This is a genomic window from Rhodobacteraceae bacterium M385 (assembly GCA_025141835.1).
In the GTDB taxonomy this organism is placed as follows: domain Bacteria; phylum Pseudomonadota; class Alphaproteobacteria; order Rhodobacterales; family Rhodobacteraceae; genus Gymnodinialimonas.
Genome location: CP081102.1, coordinates 3,133,291 through 3,155,051, shown reverse-complemented (window position 1 = coordinate 3,155,051; position 21,761 = coordinate 3,133,291). Strand labels below are relative to the sequence as shown.

The 21,761-nt window shown below is 61.7% G+C and carries 19 protein-coding genes; 12 read left to right on the top strand and 7 right to left on the bottom strand.

What is annotated here, in order from left to right; genetic code table 11:
* Nucleotides 1-91: 91 nt before the first annotated feature.
* The 3 genes from msrB to fsa all read right to left on the bottom strand — a co-directional run bounded on the left by msrB (nucleotide 92) and on the right by fsa (nucleotide 2,041).
* Nucleotides 92-577, bottom strand: coding sequence for a peptide-methionine (R)-S-oxide reductase MsrB (gene msrB, locus K3728_15430; GenBank protein ID UWQ95065.1), 486 nt, complete (start codon nucleotides 575-577; stop codon nucleotides 92-94).
* 147 nt (nucleotides 578-724) lie between these two features.
* Nucleotides 725-1,291, bottom strand: a complete 567-nt coding sequence (locus K3728_15425; protein ID UWQ95064.1) for a fasciclin domain-containing protein — start codon at nucleotides 1,289-1,291, stop codon at nucleotides 725-727.
* Nucleotides 1,292-1,387: 96 nt separating this feature from the next.
* The gene (fsa, locus tag K3728_15420) at nucleotides 1,388-2,041 is read right to left on the bottom strand and encodes a fructose-6-phosphate aldolase (protein ID UWQ95063.1); all 654 of its coding nucleotides are present in this window, start codon (nucleotides 2,039-2,041) and stop codon (nucleotides 1,388-1,390) included.
* Between the two features lie 75 nt (nucleotides 2,042-2,116).
* Between fsa and K3728_15415 the strand changes: the two genes are divergently transcribed.
* The 4 genes from K3728_15415 to K3728_15400 all read left to right on the top strand — a co-directional run bounded on the left by K3728_15415 (nucleotide 2,117) and on the right by K3728_15400 (nucleotide 7,360).
* Nucleotides 2,117-4,306 carry a primosomal protein N' gene (locus K3728_15415; protein ID UWQ95062.1) on the top strand — a complete coding sequence of 730 codons (2,190 nt, stop codon included), beginning with the start codon at nucleotides 2,117-2,119 and terminating at the stop codon, nucleotides 4,304-4,306.
* 65 nt (nucleotides 4,307-4,371) lie between these two features.
* A complete protein-coding gene (gene hisC, locus K3728_15410) occupies nucleotides 4,372-5,466 on the top strand; it encodes a histidinol-phosphate transaminase (protein UWQ95061.1) in 1,095 nt (364 codons plus the stop codon).
* Nucleotides 5,463-6,395 carry a prephenate/arogenate dehydrogenase family protein gene (locus K3728_15405; GenBank protein UWQ95060.1) on the top strand — a complete coding sequence of 311 codons (933 nt, stop codon included), beginning with the start codon at nucleotides 5,463-5,465 and terminating at the stop codon, nucleotides 6,393-6,395. Before hisC ends, K3728_15405 begins: the two co-directional genes overlap by 4 nt.
* Complete coding sequence (locus K3728_15400) at nucleotides 6,392-7,360, top strand: extensin family protein (protein ID UWQ95059.1); 969 nt, start codon at nucleotides 6,392-6,394, stop codon at nucleotides 7,358-7,360. Before K3728_15405 ends, K3728_15400 begins: the two co-directional genes overlap by 4 nt.
* Here the strand turns inward: K3728_15400 and K3728_15395 are convergent.
* Nucleotides 7,357-8,373, bottom strand: a complete 1,017-nt coding sequence (locus K3728_15395; protein UWQ95058.1) for a DUF2125 domain-containing protein — start codon at nucleotides 8,371-8,373, stop codon at nucleotides 7,357-7,359. The two genes, K3728_15400 and K3728_15395, sit on opposite strands and share 4 nt — an antisense overlap.
* A gap of 59 nt (nucleotides 8,374-8,432) precedes the next feature.
* Here K3728_15395 and K3728_15390 point away from each other — a divergent pair, with 59 nt between their 5' ends.
* The 3 genes from K3728_15390 to K3728_15380 all read left to right on the top strand — a co-directional run bounded on the left by K3728_15390 (nucleotide 8,433) and on the right by K3728_15380 (nucleotide 12,654).
* Entirely contained in the window at nucleotides 8,433-8,975 is a 543-nt protein-coding gene (locus K3728_15390; GenBank protein ID UWQ95057.1) for a gamma-glutamylcyclotransferase, read from the top strand.
* Nucleotides 8,976-9,051: 76 nt separating this feature from the next.
* The gene (locus tag K3728_15385) at nucleotides 9,052-10,251 is read left to right on the top strand and encodes a biopolymer transporter ExbB (GenBank protein ID UWQ95056.1); all 1,200 of its coding nucleotides are present in this window, start codon (nucleotides 9,052-9,054) and stop codon (nucleotides 10,249-10,251) included.
* 3 nt (nucleotides 10,252-10,254) lie between these two features.
* Nucleotides 10,255-12,654: a peptidoglycan -binding protein gene (locus tag K3728_15380; GenBank protein UWQ95055.1), complete on the top strand. Its 2,400-nt coding sequence runs from the start codon at nucleotides 10,255-10,257 to the stop codon at nucleotides 12,652-12,654.
* Here K3728_15380 and K3728_15375 read toward each other — a convergent pair.
* The 3 genes from K3728_15375 to gloB all read right to left on the bottom strand — a co-directional run bounded on the left by K3728_15375 (nucleotide 12,651) and on the right by gloB (nucleotide 17,043).
* Nucleotides 12,651-13,598, bottom strand: a complete 948-nt coding sequence (locus tag K3728_15375; protein UWQ95054.1) for a M23 family metallopeptidase — start codon at nucleotides 13,596-13,598, stop codon at nucleotides 12,651-12,653. The two genes, K3728_15380 and K3728_15375, sit on opposite strands and share 4 nt — an antisense overlap.
* Before the next feature lie 140 nt (nucleotides 13,599-13,738).
* Nucleotides 13,739-16,072 carry an ATP-dependent Clp protease ATP-binding subunit ClpA gene (gene clpA, locus K3728_15370; protein ID UWQ95053.1) on the bottom strand — a complete coding sequence of 778 codons (2,334 nt, stop codon included), beginning with the start codon at nucleotides 16,070-16,072 and terminating at the stop codon, nucleotides 13,739-13,741.
* 200 nt (nucleotides 16,073-16,272) lie between these two features.
* Complete coding sequence (gene gloB / locus K3728_15365; GenBank protein ID UWQ95052.1) at nucleotides 16,273-17,043, bottom strand: hydroxyacylglutathione hydrolase; 771 nt, start codon at nucleotides 17,041-17,043, stop codon at nucleotides 16,273-16,275.
* A 92-nt stretch (nucleotides 17,044-17,135) separates the two neighbouring features.
* Here gloB and K3728_15360 point away from each other — a divergent pair, with 92 nt between their 5' ends.
* From K3728_15360 to K3728_15340, 5 genes are all read left to right on the top strand, one after another.
* The gene (locus K3728_15360) at nucleotides 17,136-17,894 is read left to right on the top strand and encodes a methyltransferase domain-containing protein (GenBank protein ID UWQ95051.1); all 759 of its coding nucleotides are present in this window, start codon (nucleotides 17,136-17,138) and stop codon (nucleotides 17,892-17,894) included.
* On the top strand, nucleotides 17,891-18,442 hold the full coding sequence (locus tag K3728_15355) for a flavodoxin family protein (protein ID UWQ95050.1): 552 nt from the start codon (nucleotides 17,891-17,893) through the stop codon (nucleotides 18,440-18,442). The genes K3728_15360 and K3728_15355 overlap by 4 nt, the downstream gene beginning before the upstream one ends.
* Before the next feature lie 329 nt (nucleotides 18,443-18,771).
* Nucleotides 18,772-19,332, top strand: coding sequence for a F0F1 ATP synthase subunit delta (locus K3728_15350; protein ID UWQ97583.1), 561 nt, complete (start codon nucleotides 18,772-18,774; stop codon nucleotides 19,330-19,332).
* Entirely contained in the window at nucleotides 19,332-20,870 is a 1,539-nt protein-coding gene (atpA, locus tag K3728_15345) for a F0F1 ATP synthase subunit alpha (GenBank protein UWQ95049.1), read from the top strand. The genes K3728_15350 and atpA overlap by 1 nt, the downstream gene beginning before the upstream one ends.
* Before the next feature lie 12 nt (nucleotides 20,871-20,882).
* Nucleotides 20,883-21,758: a F0F1 ATP synthase subunit gamma gene (locus tag K3728_15340; GenBank protein ID UWQ95048.1), complete on the top strand. Its 876-nt coding sequence runs from the start codon at nucleotides 20,883-20,885 to the stop codon at nucleotides 21,756-21,758.
* Nucleotides 21,759-21,761 lie beyond the last annotated feature (3 nt).

The following is a 21,761-nucleotide window of genomic DNA, read 5'->3' as shown; positions in this document are numbered from 1 at the left end:
GCTTATACCGGAGCCCGCGCATATTGCGCGAAAAATTTGCCGAAGCCCGCCAAACTGTGTCCGCCGGGCCTCAGATCGCGGTGCCGCGCCTTCAGGCGGGTCTGAAGTTTAGGGCAAGTCCGTTGATGCAATGGCGCATGCCCGTGGGGGCGGGGCCATCGTCAAAAACATGACCAAGGTGGCTGCCGCAGCGGCGGCAGTGGCACTCGGTCCGAACCTGGAAGATCGAGCTGCGGTCTTCCATCGTGCCAATGGCATTGGGCAAGGCTTGGGTAAAACTGGGCCAACCGGTGCCGCTGTCGAACTTATGTTCGGCGGCATAGACTGGCAGATTACAGCCGCCACACAGGAAGTTGCCCGCGCGGTTTTCGTCGTTCAGGGGGCTGGTATAGGCGCGTTCCGTTTCCGCCTCGCGCAGGATGGCATATTCCGCATCGCTCAGTAGACTGCGCCATTCTGCCTCGGTTCGGGTGATTTCAAACGGGCCTTCGGCAAGGGACGTGGCAGCGCCGGGGCGCACCATTGCGCCCAATGTGGCGGCGGCGGTGGTAGCGATTAGAAAAGCGCGACGGTGCATGGGAATGTCTCCGAATATAGGGAATAAGAAACCGGCAACGGGGCACCTGAATGCGGGCAGTCAGGGGTAGCCCGTCACCGAAAACACTGCGCCCCAGCCGCTGCCCATCAAGTATGCAGGGCCGAGGCGCAGATCGTTCGGTTGCGTCTAGCCAGAGGGCAACAGCACGGTGTCGATGACGTGGATTACGCCATTGGACTGGTCGACATCGGCGATCGTCACCGTAGCCGTGCGACCCTGCTCGTCTTCGATCATGATCCGACCGTTGGACATACGGGCCGTGAAGACACAGCCGCCGACAGTTTCGATCGGATGCGCGCCGCCGCTATCGCCAATCATGCCACCGATGGCAGATGAGAACGCCTCGGCCGCCACAACATGACAGGTCAGGATCTGGGCCAGGCGACCGCTGTTACGAGGCTCGAGCAGAGCTTCGACGGAACCCGCGGGCAGCGCTGCAAAGGCGTCATCGGTTGGAGCGAAGACCGTGAAAGGGCCGGGGCCTGCAAGTGTCTCGACGAGGCCCGCCTCGGTCACGGCAGCTACAAGCGTGGTATGGATCGGAGAGTTTACTGCGTTCTCTACGATGTTGCGCTCGGCCAGCATCGGCGCGCCGCCGACGGTGGGATTGGATTGCGCGGAGGCTGCCACGGCGCCAGCCAGAGTGAGGGCGGCGGCGCCGAGGACCGTTGTTGCTTTGGTCGTGATGGACATGAAGTTCTCCCTTTTTAGCAGTCGGCCTGAGTGCCGATGATGCTAAGAACCACGATGGGTTCGGGAGAAAGTTTCAGGTCCGTGGTAACGACTTCGTTACACGATGCTTTGCCCGGTCTTGGCCCAGTCGGCCATGAAGGCATCAAGGCCCTTGTCAGTCAGCACGTGGTTGGCCATTGCCTTGATGACACCGGGAGGGGCCGTTGCCACATCCGCACCGATCAGGGCGGCGTCTTTCATGTGATTGGCCGTACGGATGGACGCCACAAGGATTTCGGTATCGAAATCGTAGTTGTCGTAGATCTGGCGAATTTCGGCGATCAGATCCATGCCGTCGATGTTGATATCATCGAGCCGCCCCACGAACGGCGAAATGAACGTCGCGCCAGCTTTGGCCGCCAAAAGCGCCTGATTAGCCGAGAAACAAAGCGTCACGTTAACCATGCGGCCTTCGCCGGACAGCACTTTGCAGGCCTGAAGCCCGGCCCATGTGAGCGGCACTTTGATGGTGATGTTGTCGGCAATCTTAGCCAACTCGCGGCCCTCGGCGATCATGCCATCAGCGTCCAGCGCAACGGTTTCAGCCGAAACGGGGCCATCGACGAGAGCACAAATCTCGGCGGTGACTTCCTTGATGTCACGGCCGGATTTCATGATCAGCGAGGGGTTGGTTGTAACGCCATCCACCATGCCAAGGCCGTGCAGTTCACGGATTGCATCAATATCGGCGGTATCCACAAAGAATTTCATAAGGCTGGTTCCTTTCAGGAGGATTACGTGATGATTTAGCGGCCTTCTACAACAACCAGGTGTGGCCCGAAAGCCGTGGACGAGCATTTTGACGAAGGTGATCTGGTGGGGGTTCTGACGGCAGAGCCCTTGGATCGCGTGCTTGATTACAAAGCGCCTGCGGGTGGCTGCTGGCTTGGGGCCTATGTCGAGGTGCCACTGGGGCCGCGCAAGGTGTTGGGTGTGGTCTGGGGGAAAGGGCGTGGCGATTGGGACATCGCCAAGGTGCGCAAGGTAAACCGTGTGCTGGACGTGGCTCCTATGCGTATGGAAATGCGAGAGTTTCTGGAGAAATCCGGCGCTTATACGCTGACGCCGATGTCGCAGATGTTGCGGCTGGCAACGCGCGCGCCGGGCCTGTCGGACCCGCCGTCGATGCGCAAGGTCTACCGTTTGGGCCAAGGCGCGCCGGACCGCGTTACGCCCGCGCGGACCCGCGTGATCGAGACCTTGGTGGAATACGGCGGCCTAGGGTTCACCTTGAAAGAACTCAGCGATCTGGCGGGCGTCACGTCCACGGTCGTGAAGGGGTTGGCGAAACAGGGCGTGGTGGAAGAGGTCGATACCCCCCGCGATGCCCCCTATCTGACGCTGGACCCAAGCCTGCCAAGCAAGGAATTGACCGACGATCAGGCCGCCGCCGCCGGTCAGTTGCAAGAGGGGCTGGCAGCACGGCGCTACGGGACCGTTTTGCTGAAGGGCGTGACCGGATCGGGCAAAACAGAAGTGTATCTGGAAGCCGTCGCGGAATGTCTGCGCCAAGGGCGGCAAGCGCTTGTCTTGTTGCCGGAAATCGCGCTCACGTCCGAGTTCCTGACCCGTGTGAAAGCGCGTTTTGGCGCGGAGCCCGCCGAATGGCACTCTGGCGTGACCATGACCGAGCGCCGCCGCTGTTGGCGCATGGTTGGCCAAGGGGACGCGCAGCTGGTCGTTGGCGCAAGGTCTGCGTTGTTCTTGCCCTACCGCGACCTTGGCTTGATCGTCGTGGATGAGGAACACGACACCTCCTACAAGCAAGATGAAGGGGCCAGCTACAACGCCCGTGATATGGCGGTCTTACGCGCGTCGCTGAACGACGCTCAGGTGGTTCTGGCCTCGGCCACGCCCTCGCTCGAATCATGGGCAAACGCGGAGGCGGGCAAATATACGCGGTTGAACCTCGTGTCCCGCTTTGGGCCGCAGGATTTGCCGGAAATGGCCGCGATCGACATGCGAGCCGAGGATTTGCCGGGCTCATCATGGCTGTCGCCCAGTTTGCAAAGCGCCGTGGGGGCAAGGTTGCAGGCAGGTGAGCAAGCGTTGTTGTTCCTGAATCGTCGCGGCTATGCGCCGGTGACGCTCTGCCGGGCCTGCGGGGAAATGGTCGGCTGCGATCATTGCGACGCGCGGATGGTGGAACACCGCTTTCAGAAGCGCCTAATCTGCCACCAATGCGGTGAGACGAAACCAATGCCCGATGCCTGCCCTTCGTGTGAGGTGGAAGGCAAAATGGCCGCCGTAGGTCCCGGCGTGGAGCGCATCGCAGAGGAAGCCGCCGCCGCGTTCCCCGACGCGAAAGCCGCGATTTTGTCGTCGGACCTGTTTGGCTCTGCCCGTGCGTTAAAGCAGCAGATTGAGGAACTGGCCCACGGGGACACCGATCTGATTATCGGCACGCAATTGGTGGCCAAGGGGCACAACTTTCCCCGGCTGACCTTGGTAGGCGTGGTGGATGCGGATTTGGGCCTGCAAGGCAGCGACTTGCGCGCCGCCGAGCGAACGTTTCAACTGATGCGACAGGTGGCGGGCCGGGCGGGCCGCGCGGACAAGCCGGGGCAGGCATTGTTGCAGACATTTCAACCCGAGCACCCGGTGATCCGAGCGATCCTTTCGGGCGATGAGGAAGGCTTCTGGCGCACCGAAGCCGCCGAGCGGGAAGCGGCGGGAATGCCCCCTTTCGGGCGGCTTGCCGGGATCGTCATCAGCAGCACCGAAGCCGCCGCCGCCTTTGATCTGGGCACTCATTTGGCCCGCAACGACACTCCGATCCGCGATGTGGGCGGCATCGTTTACGGGCCTGCGCCCGCACCCATCGCGCGGGTACGCGGGCGACATCGGGTGCGGCTTCTGGTCAAGGCCCCCAAGGGCGTGGCCCTGCAACCGGCGCTAAGTCGTTGGACGCATGGACTAAAACTTCCCGGACACCTGCGTCTATCCATCGACATCGACCCGCAGAACTTCTTTTGAAAACGGTTCCCCCGCGCGGGCGCGCGCGCTAGAACCTTTCGAAACCGTAAACGGATACCAACATTATGACCGCGCCCAAGATCGCCCCCATTCGCCCGCAACCCGGCATCCTCGACATCGCGCTCTATCAGGGCGGAGCTTCGAAGATCGCGGGCCATGCGGCGCCGTTGAAACTCTCCTCGAACGAGAACCCTTTTGGGCCGTCGCCCGCCTCGGTGAAGGCGATGGCAGAGGCGGCGGCAATGGCGCATCGCTACCCCTCCATCGACCACGCGGACTTGCGCGGCGCAATTGCGGAAATCCACGGACTGCAAGCGGACAACATCATCTGCGGCGTCGGCTCCGACGAAGTGATCCACTTCCTGTGCCAAGCCTACGCCGGGCCGGGGGACGAGGTGCTTTATACCGAGCACGGCTTTGGCATGTACCCGATTGCCGCCAAGGCCGCAGGGGCCGCGCCCGTTGTGGTGGCCGAAGACACGCGCTGCGTGGATGTGGACGCGTTGATCGCCGGGATCACGCCCGCCACGCGGTTGATCTTCATCGCCAACCCCTCCAACCCCTGCGCCACGTTGATCGACAGCGGCGAGATTGCGCGCCTTGCTGATGCCTTGCCGGACCAATGCCTATTGATCCTGGATGGGGCCTATGTGGAGTTTGCCGAGGGCTACGACGGCGGAAAATCTCTGGTAGAGGCCCGCGACAACGTCGTGATGACACGTACCTTTTCAAAGGTTTACGGGCTTGGCGGCCTGCGCGTTGGTTATGGCTATGGGCCGCGTCATGTTATTGATACGCTCAACCGTATTCGCGGGCCATTCAACCTAAGCGCCATGGCGCTTGCCGGGGCCGAGGCCGCCGTGCGCGATGTGGATTGGGTCGCGGAATGCCTACGCATCAACGCCGAAGAACGCGTCCGTTTGGTGGGCGGCTTGCGGCAATTGGGCATCGCTTGCGACGATAGCCACGCCAATTTCGTGCTGGCCCGATTCAAGGATGAGGCCGCCGCCGACGCCGCCGACGCGCATCTGAAAGCCGATGGAATCATCGTGCGCGCGCCCAAGTCCTACGGTCTACCCGATTGTTTAAGGATCACCGTGGGACGGCCCGAGGATAACAGCCGCGTGCTGGCGTCCCTCACGGCGATGGTGACGGCATGAGCGTGCTCTACAACCGCGTCGCATTGATCGGGCTTGGCCTGATCGCAGGCTCCATGGCGCACGCCATGCGCCGCGCGGGTCTGGCGGGCGAAATCGTCGGCACCGCGCGGTCTGCTGAAACCCGCGCCATCGCGGCAGAAATCAACCTATGCGACCGGATCACCGACACAATGGCTGAGGCCGTGGCGGGCGCAGACCTTGTGGTGCTGGCCGTGCCTGTGGGGGCCATGTCGGCTGTGGCCGCAGAAATCGCGCCGCATTTGGCCGAGGGCGCGACGGTCACAGATGTCGGATCCGTCAAGCAAGAGGTGATCGTCGCGGTCGGCCCGCATCTGCCGGACAACGTGCATTTCGTGCCCGGCCACCCCCTTGCCGGAACCGAGCATTCCGGCCCCCGTTCGGGCTTTGCCGAGTTGTTCGACAACCGCTACACGCTGCTCACGCCGGTGGAAGGCACTGACTCTGCCGCGACCGCCAAGCTACGCGCCCTATGGGAGGGCTGCGGTGCCTTGGTGGAGGAAATGGAGGCCGACCACCATGATCTGGTGCTGGCCGTCACCTCCCACACACCGCATTTGATCGCTTACACGATGGTCGGTGTGGCGGACGACTTGCGCCGGGTGACGGACCGAGAGGTCATCAAGTATTCCGCCGCAGGCTTCCGGGACTTCACCCGGATTGCCGCTTCAGACCCGACGATGTGGCGAGATGTGTTTTTGTCCAACAAAGAGGCTACACTGGAAATTCTTGGTCGCTTCACCGAGGAATTGTTCGCCCTGCAACGGGCGATCCGCAAAGGGGACGGCGATCATCTGCACGCCTATTTCACGCGCACCCGCGCGATCCGGCGCAGCATTATTGAGGCCGGGCAAGATACCGATGCCCCTAACTTCGGTCGTAAGGTGGCGAAGAAGGAAGACAAGTCATGAACCTCGGTCGCGTTCTATCTGTCTTGGCTATTATGGCAGTCGCGCCCGGTTCGACCTGGGCGCAAACGGCGGAAGTGCGTGTAATTACCGCCACCGACCTTGCGCCTGGCGTATCGAGCAGGCCCGCGGCGCGTCCGGGTAGCGGCATCCCGGTGCCGTCGAGCGTGGGGCCGGGCGCGATTGAAACCGCAACGGTTGGCTCAACCGTCGGCACAGTGCCCGCCGCAGAGGCCCCCGCGCCAGAGCGCCCGCGCGGCATTGCGGGCCTGTTTCGTCCGCGCGGGGAAACCACCACCGTTGCGGGGGTAGGTGGGGCCAGTGGCGGCTCGACCTTGGCGATCACCCAATCACTGCGCCCGCTTTTCCGCCCCGAAGGGCTGGAAGAAGCCGGCCGTGCCGCTGCGACCCGCAACACGCCCGGCCGCGTGGCACAGCCGGGGCGCAACACCGGCACTTTGTGCGGTGTCGTCGGGTTGCAGGGTGAAGAGATCGAATCTGTGACCGGCCGGATCAACGGCTGCGGCATTCCCAATGCGGTGCGTCTGCGTGTCGTCCACGGGGTTGAGCTGACGACGCCCGCCACCATCAACTGCACCGCCGCCCAATCCCTGAGCGAATGGGTGCTGGACGCCGATGAGATCATCGGCGGCACCGGCGGTGGCATGGCGAACATGCGGGTAATGGCGTCTTACGCGTGCCGTACGCGGAACTCTCGACCCGGTGCGCGGCTGTCGGAACATGCCACAGGCAATGCGATTGATATCGGCGGAATTGGCCTGCAAAACGGCAGTGAACTCAGCGTGTTGGGGGATTGGCGCGGCGGCAATGCCACAGTCATGCGCAACCTGCACGAGGCCGCCTGCGGCACTTTCGGCACGGTACTGGGCCCCGAATCAGACCGCTTCCACCAAGACCATTTCCACTTCGACGTGGCCTCTTACAGGTCCGGCGCTTACTGCCGCTAACGCAGGCGCAGGCTTGGGGCAGGTCCAATGGGCAATGGGCCGACAAACATGCGCCCGTTTGAAAAGGTCAGTGTCGCGTCGATGTTCTCGGGGCGGCCTGTCATCCCGGCCAAGACCCGCAACATTGCCTCGGCAGTGGCGCGAATGCGGTCGGGTACGATGCCCGCGTTGCTTGCCAGATCGACCATCGCGGCCCAATTTTCGGCCCTTACCGAAAGCTCCCCCTCGGGGATGCCGCCGGGGGTAACCTCTAGCGTCCCTGTGGCGCGAAACAGCATATCGCCCCAAGCCATGCTGACATCGTCAATGTCCAGCTCGGTCACTTGTGGACGGGCGCGTTCAACCGCGTCCATGTCCCAAGGCGCATCGAAAGTAGCCGTTCCACGGACCTCGGCAAATTGGATCGTTTCGGGCAGTAGCCCCGCCGGGTCCAAGCGTGCGCGCCATGCCTGCGGCGGCACCATCGCGGTGGCCAACGCGGCAACATCATAGGTCGCGTCTGTTCCCTCAACCCGCGCCACGTTCAGCGTGCCTTCCTGCCAACGGGTTTCCCACCCCTCGCTAGAGGTGACGTGCAACGCCCCGGTTTCGGCAGCCATTGCGTCCAATGCGAAGCGGTTGGTGGGTTGCACATCCAACATGGCAGTCAGGTGCAGGTCCTCTGTGTCAGGCGAAGCGACCGTTAACCTTTCGAACGGAGAGGCAATGGTCTGCGCCGCCGGCCAACGCGCCGCGATTCGGTCTAGACGGAAAACATCTTGCTGAAACTCCAAAGAAGCGACCGACCAAGCAAGGCCGGTGCCGGGGTCTGCCAGCTCTACATCTTCGAACAACGTTGTGAACCGAAGCGGGAAGCCGCCGACCGAGATGTCCGAGGCGTTTGCCACCCACCCATCGGCACGGCGATCGTCCATCCAACGGGTCGCCGCCGTTTCGGTCAGCATCGCGCCGCCGCCCCAAGCGACAATCGCCAAACCCGCCAAAACCACAATCCCGATTAAAAGCCGCTTCATCGCTCTCCCCTTCTGGAACTCTATCGCCTATAGCGGCGGGGCACGACAAGGACCATCGCATGACCTCTGCTCTCTGGGTATTCGGATACGGATCACTTTTGTGGAATCCGGGCTTTCCCGTCGCCGAAACGCGCATCGCACGGCTGGAGGGGTGGCATCGGTCCTTCTGCATGACCTCCATCCACCACCGCGGAACCGAGGATGATCCCGGTCTGGTCTTGGCCTTGGATGCGGCGAAAGACGCCTGTTGCGACGGTCTGGCCCTGCGCGCCGAGCCCGGAACCGAAGAAGCGACGCTGGCTTATTTGCGCGAGCGAGAGTTGATCTCTTCTGCCTATATCGAAACTCGGTTGCCGCTTCGGTTCCGCGACGGGACGGTGCAGGAAGATGTGCTGACCTACGTGATTAACCGCGACCACATCCAATACTGCCAACACCCGCTAGAGCGTCAAGCGCAGATCATTGCGGGCGCGGTCGGCGGGCGCGGGCCGAATGACGAATACCTCTACAATACTGCCGCGCAGCTTACCGAACTGGGTATCGGTGACGCGGACCTAGAGGCGCTGGTGGACATGGTTCGCAGATTGAACGCCCCGGCCTAAGGCTTTTGTTGGCGTGATCGCCCGCAACTGTGTATAGTTGCCAAGACAAGTCAAAAGAGCGGTTGAGACAAACCCCATGGCGAGCAGCAGAGAGGGCGCAGAAGCCGCCCGATTCACACGACCCACGCAGCAGATTGTTCTGATGCTTATCATCCTCGTCCTTGTGGTGGCGGGGGGTATATTGGTGTGGCCACGGGTTCAGGATGTGTTCCTGACCTCGCCCTACTTGAACGGTACGATTGGTGTCGTTTTCGTGGTCGGCGTCTGTGCCACGTTCTTCCAAGTCATCCAATTGTTCTCCTCGGTCGCGTGGATCGAGCAGTTGGCGGGCGGCTCGCAAGCCAACAGTGACGACACGCCACCGCGCCTTTTGGCTGCGATATCCGGCGTCGCGCGGTTGCGCGGATCGCGGACGCAGGTGACGCCCGCCTCGGCCAAGTCGATCCTTGATAGCGTCGGCGCGCGGATGGAAGAAAGCGGCGACATCACGCGGTACATCGCCAACCTACTGATCTTCTTGGGCCTTTTGGGCACATTCTTCGGCCTCGCCACGACGGTACCTGCGGTGGTGGAAACCATCCGGTCCCTGCAACCCACCGACGGGGAAGAGGGGCTTGCCGTCTTTGGCCGCCTCATGGACGGGTTGGACGACCAATTGGGCGGCATGGGTACGGCCTTTGCCTCGTCGCTTCTGGGCCTTGCGGGATCGCTGGTTGTGGGCCTGCTAGAGCTTTACGCGGGCCACGGCCAAAACCGTTTCTACCGCGAGTTGGAAGAATGGCTGGCCTCGATCACCCGTGTCTCGTTTTCGGGCGACGGGGACGGGGCGATTGATAAAGCGGCCATTGCGACGGTGCTGGATCATATGGTGGACCAGATGGACACGCTGCAATCGCTGTTCGCGCAATCTGAAACCCGCCGTGCCGCGACCGAGCAACGGGTGCTGACCCTTGCCCAAAGCATTGACGGGCTGACCGAACGCTTGGGGCCGGGCCAGGTGTCGGCGACCGAACGGCTCGCCACGGCGCAAGATCGCCTGGCCGCCGCATTGGATGGGATCGCAGCAGAGCAGGGGCTTGATGACGAATCCCGCAACAGGTTGCGGTCCATCGACGTGCAGTTGTTCAAAATGGCAGAGGAAATCGGGGCCAGCCGGGATGCGGAAGTCATGGGCCTTCGCGGGGACATGGCGCAGCTGACCGAGGCATTGCAGGCCCTGACCCAAGCCGCCCGTGCGCCCGCTGCAGCCCGAGCGCGGCAGCGCGGGGACGGCTAGGCCATGGCCTTTCATCGCGGCAGCAAACAAGGCGTGTCCGGGGCGATTTGGCCCGGCTTTGTGGATGCCATCACGGCGCTGTTGATGGTGATGATCTTCGTGCTGACGATCTTCATGGTCATGCAATACGTGCTGTCAGAAGAGATCAGCACTCAAGACGATGAACTCAATTCGTTAACCGCACAGGTGAACCAACTGGCCCAAGCCTTGGGGCTGGAAGAGGCCCGCGCCGGGCAATTGGAATCGCGGGTCGCGACTCTTTCCGGCTCTCTTTCCGATGCAGAGGCAGAAGCCGCCGCACAAGAGGCGCTGATTGCGTCGCTGACCGCGCAGAGTGCCGCGCAATCGGCGCAGATCGTGGCGTTCGAAGAACAGGTTGCGGGGCTGTTGGCGCGGAACTCGGACTTGGTTGCAGGCCAAGCCGCGACCGAGGCGGAATTGGCCGAGGCGATGAGTCAGGCCGAAGCCCTGAACCTCGCGCTGGCAACGGCCCGATCCGAGATTGACGAAGCCTCCGAGGCCGCAAGGCTGGCGGCGGCCCGCCGCGAAGCGCTCGAGGCGTTGATCGCGGATCTGGAGGCCGAAGGGGCCGCCCGTGAAACCTCGCTGGCCGAGGCTTTGGCCGCATTGTCGTCCACCTCGTCCGAATTGGAGGCGCGGCAAACGGCCCTGACCCAAGCCCTGACCGCACTGGCGGGCGCCGAAACCCGCAACGCGCAACTGGCGGGATCGCTGGTGGATAGCGACCGGTCCCTGACAGCGGCCTTGGCCGCACTGGCCAGTGGTGATGAGCAAACCGAAGAACTTCTCTCTCGCCTGCAAGGGGTTGAGGGGGAACTGACCGAGGCAGAGACGGCGCGATTGGCGGAAGCCGCCGCCGCCGAGGCCCTGCGCCTGCGTCTGGCAGAAGCGGAAACGGAACTCTCCGAAGAAGAGGCCGCGCGCCTTGCTGATCTTGCCGCTGCCGAGGCGCTTCGGGCCCGCTTGGGGGATCTGCAAACAGCCCTGTCCGAAGAAGAAGCCGCGCGCCTGGCCGAAGCTGCTGCCGCTGCTGCCCTGCGCACGCAGCTGGATGCCGCTACCGCCGCCTTGTCCGAGGAAGAGGCGGGTCGTTTGGCCGAAGCCGCCGCCGCCGAAGCGCTGCGCCGACGTCTGGAAGATGCCGACGCCGAGTTGACCGCCATGTCTCTGGCTTTGGAGGAACAGCGCCAGCGGGCCGAGGATACGTTGACGTTGTTGGCCGCCGCCGATGCCGCCCGCGACGATCTGGCGACGCGCCTGGCCGGCGCTTTGGCGCGTGCGGAAGACGGGCAGGGAGAGGCCGCTTCCCTTGCCGATGCCCTTGCCGCCGCCCGGTTGGAACTGGACCGGGCCGAGGCCGCGCTTTCGACCCAAAGCGGTGAAATGACGGAGTTGGAACGGCAATTGGCCCTGACGCTGTCGCGCCTTGAAAGCGCAGAGGCCAGCGCCGCCGCCCGTGTTGCGGAACTGGAAGCCACCATCGCCGCGTCCGAGGCCCAAGTTGCAGAAGCCGCCAATACCGCCGGAGATTTGAGCGCCCTGGAAGCGCAATTGGCCGCCGCCCTCGCGGCGCGTCAGTCGACGGAAGCGGCCTTGGCAGAAGCTTTGTCCGATGCTGAACGCCGCGATGCCCTTCTGGCGCAGGCCAACCGAGAGCTCGAGGCAACCCAAGCCCAATCCACGCAAAGCGCGCAGCAGGTGGCCCTGTTGAACGAGCAGGTCGCGGCGTTGCGGGCACAATTGGGATCGCTCCAGTCGTTGCTCTCCCTGTCAGAGGACCGCGATGAAGAGGCGCAGGTGCAAATCCAAGCCTTGGGTTCCAGGCTGAATACAGCGCTGGCGCAATTGGCCGCCGAAGAACGCGCCCGCGCCGAACTCGAGGCCGCCGAGGTGGAACGTCTGGCCGCAGAAGCGCAGGAACTGGAGCGCTACCGCTCGGAGTTTTTCGGACGCCTGCGCGAGTTGCTGGAGGGCCGCGAAGGCGTGCGGATCGAGGGGGATCGCTTTGTTTTCTCGTCCGAAGTGCTGTTCGAAGTGGGCTCTGCCGACCTGGCCGAAGAAGGCTTGGCGCAAATCGAAAACGTGGCTGAATTGCTGTTGGAGATCGCCGAAGACATCCCCGAAGCAATTGACTGGATCATCCGCGTGGACGGCCACACCGATGACCAGCAGCTTCGCGAAGGCGCGACATACGCCAACAACTGGGAACTCAGCCAAGCCCGCGCCTTGGCCGTGGTGCTTTACATGAGCGAACAACTGGGCATCCCGCCGCGCCGTTTGGCCGCCACCGGATTCGGGGAACATCGCCCAATTGCTTCGAACGCGACGGCACTTGGGCAGGCGGCAAACCGGCGGATCGAGCTGAAGCTGACGGAGCGTTAATTCACTGTAACCGAGGTTGTTGCCTGGTCGAGCGGCACGCCGTCACGGCTAATCGTGATGGTGCCTATATATTGGCCCGGTGCGATTGGTTCCCGTATCCGGCGCCCCGTTGCGCGGAAAAGCTGCGCTTGGGTAGCTTCCAGAGCGATCTCTTGGGTGTGAAACACCGCGCCGTTGGGGGCGGTGATGGTGGCGGTCACGATATCGCCCGTGCGTCCGCCGTGGAAGAAACCCCAGATAACAATGGCATCGGCATCGGCTCTTAGCGTGGCGGCATCCGCCGTGCCCGCCCGGATTGCATCAAATTCAGGCACGGCTTGGGCGAATCCAACGCTCAGGATGCCGCCTTGGGCCAATGGCACCGGCTCGCCCCAAAGAGGCGAGGCACCCTCGCCGCAGGTGGCGGAGTCGGTCGGGTCGAAGGGGTCAACCACCTCCCCCTCATGGCGTAGGGTCAGGTGGAGGTGGGGAAACTCGGTGCTTCCTGAAAAACCCATTTCTCCCAAGGCGTCACCTGCTGCGACCACGTCCCCGGTGCGGACCAGAACGGAGCCTTGGGCCATGTGGCAATACTGGGTTTGCCAGCCGTCTTCATGCTCGATCACCACCCCGTTGCCGCAGTCCTGACCCTCAGGAAAGCCGCCAATGCCTGTGTCTGGTACGTTGTTGCGAGTGCCAAGGATGGTTCCGGGGGCGGCGGCGACAATCGGGATGCCAGCCGCCAAAGCCTCCATATCCGGGACGCGGATGTCCGTGCCGCGATGGCCGTCGTAGGTCATGGGACCGCAGGTGAAATCCAGCGCATCGGGGCCGGCGTCGCGGTCCACCAATTGTTGGATCATGCAAGTTTCGCCCAATTCGCAAACGACCGGAAAGGTCAGCACCGGGGCATCCTGCGCGGCGGCGGGAAGGGCGGAAAGGATAAGGACGGACAACGCGCGCATGGGGACGCCTTTGGATGAGATTGTGGCAGAACACTCAGGAAGGAAGGCTAAGGGCAACAGACGCCGGAGGGCAATCTAACAAAGAAAAAGGGCCGGGGAATGATCCACGGCCCTTGGGGATTTTCACCGATGCGCTGACATTAATCAGCGGTCAGAAGCGGCGGTTTCTTCTTGGGCGATAGGCGGGGGCTGCCCGCTTCATCCACCCGCAGGTCGATGGCACCATCTTTGACGCCGACCTTCACGTTGCCGCCTTTGGCGAGTTTGCCAAACAACAGCTCCTCCGCCAGGGGCTTCTTGATGTGCTCCTGGATTACGCGGCCAAGGGGGCGCGCGCCCATGCGATCATCGTAGCCTTTTTCTGCCAGCCATTCGGCCGCCGGTTTCGTCAGCTCGATCGTGACGTTGCGGTCCATCAGCTGCGCTTCCAGTTGCAGCACGAACTTTTCAACCACTTGCAAGATCACGCTCTTCGGCAAGGCGCCGAAGGAGATGACCGCATCCAACCGGTTGCGGAATTCCGGTGTGAACGTACGTTCAATCGCGGCGGTGTCTTCGCCTTCACGACGATCACGGTTGAAGCCGATAGCAGCTTTCGCCTGTTCCGCCGCACCTGCGTTGGAGGTCATGATCAGCACCACATTGCGGAAATCGACCGAGCGTCCGTTGTGATCGGTCAACGTCCCGTGATCCATGATCTGAAGCAGGATGTTGAACACATCGGGGTGCGCTTTTTCGATCTCATCCAACAGCAGCACACAATGGGGATGCTGGTCGATGCCGTCGGTCAGAAGGCCACCTTGATCAAAGCCCACATAGCCCGGAGGGGCACCGATAAGGCGGGAAACCGCGTGTTTCTCCATGTACTCGGACATGTCGAAACGGATCAGTTCAACGCCCAAGGTATCGGCCAACTGCTTGGCTACCTCGGTTTTACCCACACCTGTCGGGCCTGCGAACAGGTAGTTGCCGATGGGCTTTTCAGGCTCCCGCAGGCCAGCGCGTGCCAGCTTGATGGAGGAAGACAGCGCCTCAATCGCCTTGTCCTGCCCGAAGACGACCCGTTTCAGGGACACCTCAAGGTCTTTCAGCACAACGGCATCGTCCTTTGAGACGTTCTTGGGCGGAATGCGGGCGATCTTGGCGACCACATCTTCCACTTCCTTCGTACCAATCGTCTTGCGACGTTTGCTTTCCACCACCAGATGCTGCGCCGCGCCCGCTTCATCGATCACGTCAATCGCGCTGTCGGGCAGCTTGCGGTCGTTGATGTAGCGAGAGGCCAATTCCACCGATGTCTTGATCGCATCGGCGGTGTATTTCACCCCGTGATGCTCCTCAAAATACGGCTTGAGACCTTTGAGGATCTTCACCGCGTCATCCACCGAAGGCTCGGCCACGTCGATCTTCTGGAAACGCCGCGACAGGGCGCGGTCCTTCTCAAAGTGTTGGCGGAACTCTTTATAAGTCGTGGAACCCATGCACCGCAGACCGCCGCCTTGCAGCGCGGGCTTCAGCAGGTTGGAGGCATCCATTGCCCCACCAGAGGTCGCACCCGCACCGATAACGGTGTGGATTTCGTCGATAAACAAAACCGCATCGGGATGATCTTCAAGCTCTTTCACCACGGCTTTCAGACGCTCTTCAAAGTCGCCACGGTAGCGGGTGCCAGCAAGCAGCGCCCCCATATCGAGCGAATAGATCGTGGCGCCTTCCAGCACTTCGGGGGTCTCCCCCTCCACGATCTTCTTGGCCAAGCCTTCTGCAATCGCTGTTTTACCAACGCCGGGATCGCCCACCAGAAGCGGGTTATTCTTGCGGCGGCGGCACAGCACTTGAATGCAACGCTCCACCTCGGACGAGCGGCCAATCAGCGGGTCCACATCGCCCTTGATCGCCTTGGCGTTCAGATCGACGCAGTATTTCGCGAGGGCGGATTCCTTTTCCTCCTGCACGGCTTCTTCTTGCAGATTGGGGGAATCGGCGCCTTCATCTTCGGCCCCGGTCACGGGACGCGCTTCGCCATAGCTGGGGTCTTTGGCGACCCCGTGGGCGATGAAGTTGACGGCGTCATACCGGGTCATGTCCTGCTCTTGCAGGAAGTAGGCGGCATTCGACTCGCGCTCGGCGAAGATGGCGACCAGCACATTGGCCCCGGTCACTTCGGTCCGGCCCGAGGATTGGACATGGATCGCGGCGCGTTGGATCACCCGTTGGAAAGCGGCCGTGGGCACAGCCTCGGACCCTTCAACATCGGTTTCCAGCGTCGACAGATCATCGTCGATGAATTTGGACAGCGTGTCGCGCAGCACTTCGATGTCGACGGAGCAGGCCTTCATGACCTTTTGCGCGTCGGGTTCATCAATAAGCGCGAGAAGCAGGTGCTCCAACGTGGCCAATTCGTGGCGACGTGCGTTGGCGTTGGCCAAAGCGGCATGGATGGCCTGTTCCAGTGTGTTCGAAAAAGACGGCACTATCTGTGCTCCTTTCGTCTGCATCGAGGCAGGCCGCAGCCCATCGCTCGATCGTGGCCTCATATTGTTAAATTTTGCTTTCCACGGGCAGGTTTCAAGCAAATTCGCATCAACACAGTGTGTTTCGGGCAGGATCGAGGGGGGAAACTGCCTCGAAATTGATCTAAAGCACTGGTGCTGCTGGTTTTTTGGTCGGTTGCCTAGAACGCATCTTTTTGAGCGCGTATCTGGGTAAAGACACGGACAGGGTCCGCGTCGGTCAGGTTGAGGGTGGCAGCTATGGCGGGTTGGTCTGCCCGCAGGAAGGGGTTCGTGGCCAATTCTTCGGCCAGTGTCGAAGGGACAGTCGCCTCACCGGCCGCGCGGGCGGCGGTGATGCGCGCTACCCGAGAGATAAGGTCTGGATTGTCCGGTTCAATAGTTAACGCAAATCGTGCGTTCGCGGCGGTGTATTCATGGCCGGAATATACAATTGTGTCAGCGGGCAGGGCGGCCAGCTTTTGAAGGCTGTCATGCATCTGCGCCGGAGTGCCTTCAAACAAGCGCCCGCAACCCAGGGCCATCAAGCTATCGGCGGTGAAAGCGGCTTTGACGGTGGGAAAGTGGAACGCAATGTGGCCGAGCGAATGGCCGGATACATCCAGCACAGTGCCCGACAGGTTGCCGATGGTGACCGTATCCCCTTCAGACAACGCATGATCCAGCGGGGGCAGGCGGTGGGCATCGGCAGCACCGCCCCAAACCTTCGCACCGGTGGCGGACACAAGTGCCTCGACCCCATCTATATGGTCCCAATGATGATGAGTGATGAGAATGTCGGACAGGGTCCAGCCCCGGGTCTGAAGCTCGGCAAGGATAGGCGCAGGCTCGGGGGCGTCGATACAGGCCGTAGCCCCCGTGGCCGGATCATGCAGAAGGAAGGCGTAGTTGTCTTCAAGGCAGGGGATGGTGATGATCTGCGGATCGGCCATGGTCTTTACGCTCGCTTCGGTTAAAGATTTGCCCAGTAGCCTGCGATGTGGGCGATAAGTATGCAATCGGCTTTTAAGGGGAGCACGTCGCCGTGCATCTGGATGTCATTGACCTGCGGCAGTTCTACTACCGCACGCGGCTGGGGCGGATTGCCCAGAAAGCGGTGCGTGAACGCATGTTGGGGATGTGGCCCTCGGCCAAGGGGGAAACCGTTGTAGGCTTTGGCTTTGCGGTGCCCTTGATGCGCCCCTATCTGGCCGAAGCGCAACGGGTGATCGGCGTGATGCCCGCAGAGCAGGGCGTGATGCCTTGGCCTGCAGGGATGGATAATGTCTCGCTTTTGTGTCGCGAAGGGCTATGGCCCGTGCAGACAGGGCAGGCCGATAAGTTGATTTGTTTGCATGGGTTAGAGACATCCGAGCATCCGGCATCGGTCCTGGACGAATGCCAGCGGGTCTTGGCACCGGGCGGGCGGGCGATGTTTGTGGTGCCGAACCGGATGGGGCTATGGGCCCGGCGCGATGGGACGCCATTTGGGTTCGGGCGGCCCTATTCCTTGGGCCAGCTAGAGGCGCAGTTAGAAGCGTTTGATTTCATCCCCCAACGCCACGCCGCGGCTTTGTTCGCACTGCCTTCGCCGAAACGGTTCTGGTTGAAATCCGCTGATATGTTGGAGAGCCTCGGCACCACGCTCAGCCGCAACCGCGCAGGCGGGGTCATCTTGATCGAGGCCTCCAAACGCATACCCGCCCGTCGCAAGCCGGGCCTCGCCGAACGGGTGCGTCGCCCCTTGCGCGTGCTGGAAGGCAGCCCGCAGCCCGTGGGCGTTTCGGGGAGACATCTTGGATGATCTGCATTCCTTACTATAGCGGCGCCGGTCGCACGGCGCTTTTGGCACGGGCTGTTGCCGAAGGCGCGGGGGATGCGCGGGTGATAGATGTGACCGCGATCCGGCCCGACGATTGGGCCGCGCTGGACGCGGCCACGGCCATCGCCTTTGGGGCGCCGACCTATATGGGGTCCACGGCGGCGCGGTTTGACCAATTCCTTGAAGACGCCTCTGGCCCGCGTTGGCACACGAGCCAATGGCGCGACAAGCTGGCGGGCGGCTTTACGGTGGCGTGTCACCCCTCGGGGGACAAAGGGTTTGCCTTGCAGCGGCTGACGACTTTTGCGGTGCAGATGGGCATGATCTGGGTCGGGCAGGCCGAGATCGGCACCCCGGTGATCGAGAATCGCCCCGGCATCAACCGGGACGGATCGTGGTTAGGACTGACGGCGACCGATGCACAGTCACCTGACACGCTGCTGGACGCCGTGGATCTGGAAACCGCCCGACTCTATGGCGCGCGTCTGGCCAGTGCCGCGCGACGTTGGCAGGCCGGGGCAGTGACATAGGGCCATGGCGCGCGCGGAACTAACGGATACCCCCACCTTCTGTGCGAATTTGAGCGGGCACCTTCATCAAATCGTTAAGAATCGCCGAATTGCGCCGTGCATTTTTCGCGGGCAAACCGCCGCACCGCAGAAAATTCCGTGCACAACCTTGTTTTTATTGAGTTTGCTGCCAAATCAGGCGGTTTTCAGGACGGTTGCAGCAATTCAAACCCTCTGCTACATCACGCTCGATTTACCGGGGAACGGGCGGATTGGGCCGCCCTGACACGTCATATCGAGAGGCATCACCACGCTTCCCGACCACTGGACGTGCATATGAAAGGGTTGATGTGAGCGAACCTGCTTCGATCTCGACCGGCATTGCCGCGCGCTACGCGACCGCGATGTTTGAGTTGGCCTCTGAGGCCAAAGCGCTTCCAGCGCTGGAAGGGGACGTCGATGCACTCGACGCGGCCCTTTCCGAAAGTGCTGATCTGCGTGATCTAATCCACTCACCGATCTACAGCCGCGAGCAAACCGCAGCGGCGATTGGTGGCGTGGCGGATGCAATGAATTTGCAGGCGATGACCGGCAACACATTGCGCCTGATGGCCGAAAAGCGCCGCCTGTTCGTTTTGCCTGCGCTGCTGGCGGAACTGCGGGCGCGCATTGCTGATCACAAGGGCGAAGTGACCGCCGAAGTGACCTCGGCCAAGGCCCTGACGAAAACACAACTGGACAAGCTCACCAAGTCGCTCAAGGCGCAGGTAGGCAAGACCGTGACTGTTAAAGCGACCGTTGATGAGAAAATCATTGGCGGTCTTGTTGTAAAAATTGGCTCGAAGATGATCGACACGTCGGTCCGCTCCAAGCTGAACGCACTCCAGAATACGATGAAAGAGGTCGGATAATGGCTATCCAAGCAGCTGAGATTTCTCAGATCCTCAAAGACCAGATCAAGACGTTTGGGCAAGACGCCCAAGTGGCCGAGGTTGGTCGGGTTCTGTCTGTGGGCGACGGTATTGCCCGTGTCTATGGCCTCGACAATTGCCAAGCCGGTGAGATGGTCGAATTCCCCGGCGGCATTCAGGGCATGGCCCTGAACCTTGAATCCGACAACGTGGGTGTTGTTATCTTTGGTTCCGACCGGGACATTAAAGAAGGCGACACGGTCAAGCGCACGAACTCCATCGTGGACGTTCCTGCCGGTGACGAGCTTCTGGGTCGTGTTGTTGACGGTCTGGGTAACCCGCTGGACGGCAAAGGTCCGATCAACGCTTCTGGCCGTCGCATCGCCGACAGCAAAGCGCCCGGCATTATCCCTCGTAAATCGGTGCATGAGCCGATGGCGACAGGCATTAAGGCGATCGACGCGATGATCCCCGTTGGCCGTGGCCAGCGCGAATTGATCATTGGCGACCGTCAGACCGGTAAAACCGCTGTGGCGCTCGACGCGATCCTCAACCAGAAGTCCTACAACGACGCCGCTGGTGACGACGAAAACAAGAAACTTTACTGTATCTACGTTGCTGTGGGCCAAAAGCGTTCCACCGTGGCGCAGCTGGTGAAGAAGTTGGAAGAAACCGGCGCGATCGAATACACGATCGTTGTGGCCGCGACCGCTTCCGACCCTGCGCCCATGCAGTTCCTCGCGCCTTATGCGGCTACCGCCATGGCCGAGCACTTCCGCGACAACGGCCGTCACGCGCTGATCGTTTATGATGATCTGTCCAAGCAGGCCGTGTCTTACCGTCAGATGTCCCTGCTTCTGCGTCGCCCACCAGGCCGTGAAGCCTATCCTGGCGACGTTTTCTACCTGCACTCTCGTCTGCTGGAGCGTTCCTCGAAACTGAACGAGGACAACGGTTCCGGTTCCTTGACAGCGCTGCCTGTCATCGAAACCCAAGGTGGCGATGTTTCGGCGTTTATTCCAACCAACGTGATTTCGATCACCGACGGTCAGATCTTCCTTGAGACAGAATTGTTCTTCCAGGGTATCCGCCCTGCTGTGAACACCGGTCTGTCGGTTTCGCGTGTTGGTTCCTCGGCTCAGACGAAGGCGATGTCCTCCGTTGCGGGTCCGGTGAAGCTGTCGCTCGCTCAGTACCGCGAGATGGCCGCGTTTGCTCAGTTCGGTTCCGATCTTGATGCTTCCACCCAAGCCCTTCTGGCCCGTGGTGCGCGTCTGACCGAGATGATGAAGCAGCCTCAGTACTCGCCGCTGACCAACGCCGAGATCGTTACCATGATCTTCGCGGGCACCAACGGTTTCCTCGACAAGCTGCCCGTCGGTGACGTGGGTCGCTTTGAGGAAGGTCTTCTGAACCACATGCGCTCCAACAAGAAGGACGTGCTGGATTGGATCACGAACGAAGATCCGAAGATCAAGGGTGATGCAGCCGACAAACTGAAGGCAGCTATCGAAGAATTCGCCGCCGATTTCGCGTAAGGGAGATTTGGCATGCCCAATCTCAAGGACCTAAAAAACCGGATCGCGTCGGTCAAATCGACCCGCAAGATCACCAAGGCGATGCAAATGGTCGCCGCTGCAAAACTGCGCCGTGCGCAGGAATCGGCGGAGATGGCGCGTCCCTATGCGGATAAGATGGAGGCCGTGATGAGCGGCCTGGCATCTGCCGTTGGCAATTCGGAAGGCGCGCCGCGTCTTCTGGCTGGCAATGGCCGGGATCAAGTTCACCTGCTGATCGTCATGACGGCAGAGCGGGGCCTCTGCGGGGGCTTCAACTCTACCATCGTGCGTAAAGCCCGTGCCCACGCGGCCGAGCTTTTGGCAGCAGGTAAAACGATCAAGATCCTGACCGTAGGCAAAAAAGGCCGCGAACAGATCAAGCGCGACTATGCCGATCACCTGATCGGTCATGTAGATCTGTCCGAAGTCAAACGCATTGGCTATTCCAATGCCGCTGAGATCGCCTCGGATGTTCTGGCCCGTTTCGACGCCGATGAATTCGACGTTGCAACGATCTTCTTCAACCGCTTTCAGTCGGTGATCTCTCAGGTGCCAACGGCAACTCAGATCATCCCCGCTGTCTTTGAAGCAAGCGAAGATGCAGAGCCTGCAACGCTGTATGAATACGAGCCCTCGGAAGAGGCCGTGTTGGAAGACCTTCTTCCCCGCGGGATCGCCACACAGATCTTCACCGCACTGCTCGAAAATGGTGCGTCTGAACAAGGGGCGCGGATGTCCGCAATGGACAACGCAACCCGGAACGCAGGCGACATGATTGACCGGCTGACCATCGAGTATAACCGCTCGCGTCAGGCCGTCATCACCAGCGAGCTGATCGAAATTATCTCGGGCGCTGAAGCGCTTTAACGA

Excerpts from the sequence above, each read along its gene's own strand:
- K3728_15340 (UWQ95048.1), top strand. The coding sequence starts at position 20,883 with ATGCCCAATCTCAAGGACCTAAAAAACCGGATCGCGTCGGTCAAATCG.
- K3728_15355 (UWQ95050.1), top strand. The coding sequence starts at position 17,891 with ATGATCTGCATTCCTTACTATAGCGGCGCCGGTCGCACGGCGCTTTTG.
- fsa (UWQ95063.1), bottom strand. The coding sequence starts at position 2,041 with ATGAAATTCTTTGTGGATACCGCCGATATTGATGCAATCCGTGAACTG.
- K3728_15400 (UWQ95059.1), top strand. The coding sequence starts at position 6,392 with ATGAACCTCGGTCGCGTTCTATCTGTCTTGGCTATTATGGCAGTCGCG.
- K3728_15380 (UWQ95055.1), top strand. The coding sequence starts at position 10,255 with ATGGCCTTTCATCGCGGCAGCAAACAAGGCGTGTCCGGGGCGATTTGG.
- hisC (UWQ95061.1), top strand. The coding sequence starts at position 4,372 with ATGACCGCGCCCAAGATCGCCCCCATTCGCCCGCAACCCGGCATCCTC.
- K3728_15390 (UWQ95057.1), top strand. The coding sequence starts at position 8,433 with ATGACCTCTGCTCTCTGGGTATTCGGATACGGATCACTTTTGTGGAAT.
- atpA (UWQ95049.1), top strand. The coding sequence starts at position 19,332 with ATGGCTATCCAAGCAGCTGAGATTTCTCAGATCCTCAAAGACCAGATC.
- K3728_15405 (UWQ95060.1), top strand. The coding sequence starts at position 5,463 with ATGAGCGTGCTCTACAACCGCGTCGCATTGATCGGGCTTGGCCTGATC.
- K3728_15395 (UWQ95058.1), bottom strand. The coding sequence starts at position 8,373 with ATGAAGCGGCTTTTAATCGGGATTGTGGTTTTGGCGGGTTTGGCGATT.
- msrB (UWQ95065.1), bottom strand. The coding sequence starts at position 577 with ATGCACCGTCGCGCTTTTCTAATCGCTACCACCGCCGCCGCCACATTG.
- gloB (UWQ95052.1), bottom strand. The coding sequence starts at position 17,043 with ATGGCCGATCCGCAGATCATCACCATCCCCTGCCTTGAAGACAACTAC.
- K3728_15375 (UWQ95054.1), bottom strand. The coding sequence starts at position 13,598 with ATGCGCGCGTTGTCCGTCCTTATCCTTTCCGCCCTTCCCGCCGCCGCG.
- K3728_15425 (UWQ95064.1), bottom strand. The coding sequence starts at position 1,291 with ATGTCCATCACGACCAAAGCAACAACGGTCCTCGGCGCCGCCGCCCTC.
- K3728_15385 (UWQ95056.1), top strand. The coding sequence starts at position 9,052 with ATGGCGAGCAGCAGAGAGGGCGCAGAAGCCGCCCGATTCACACGACCC.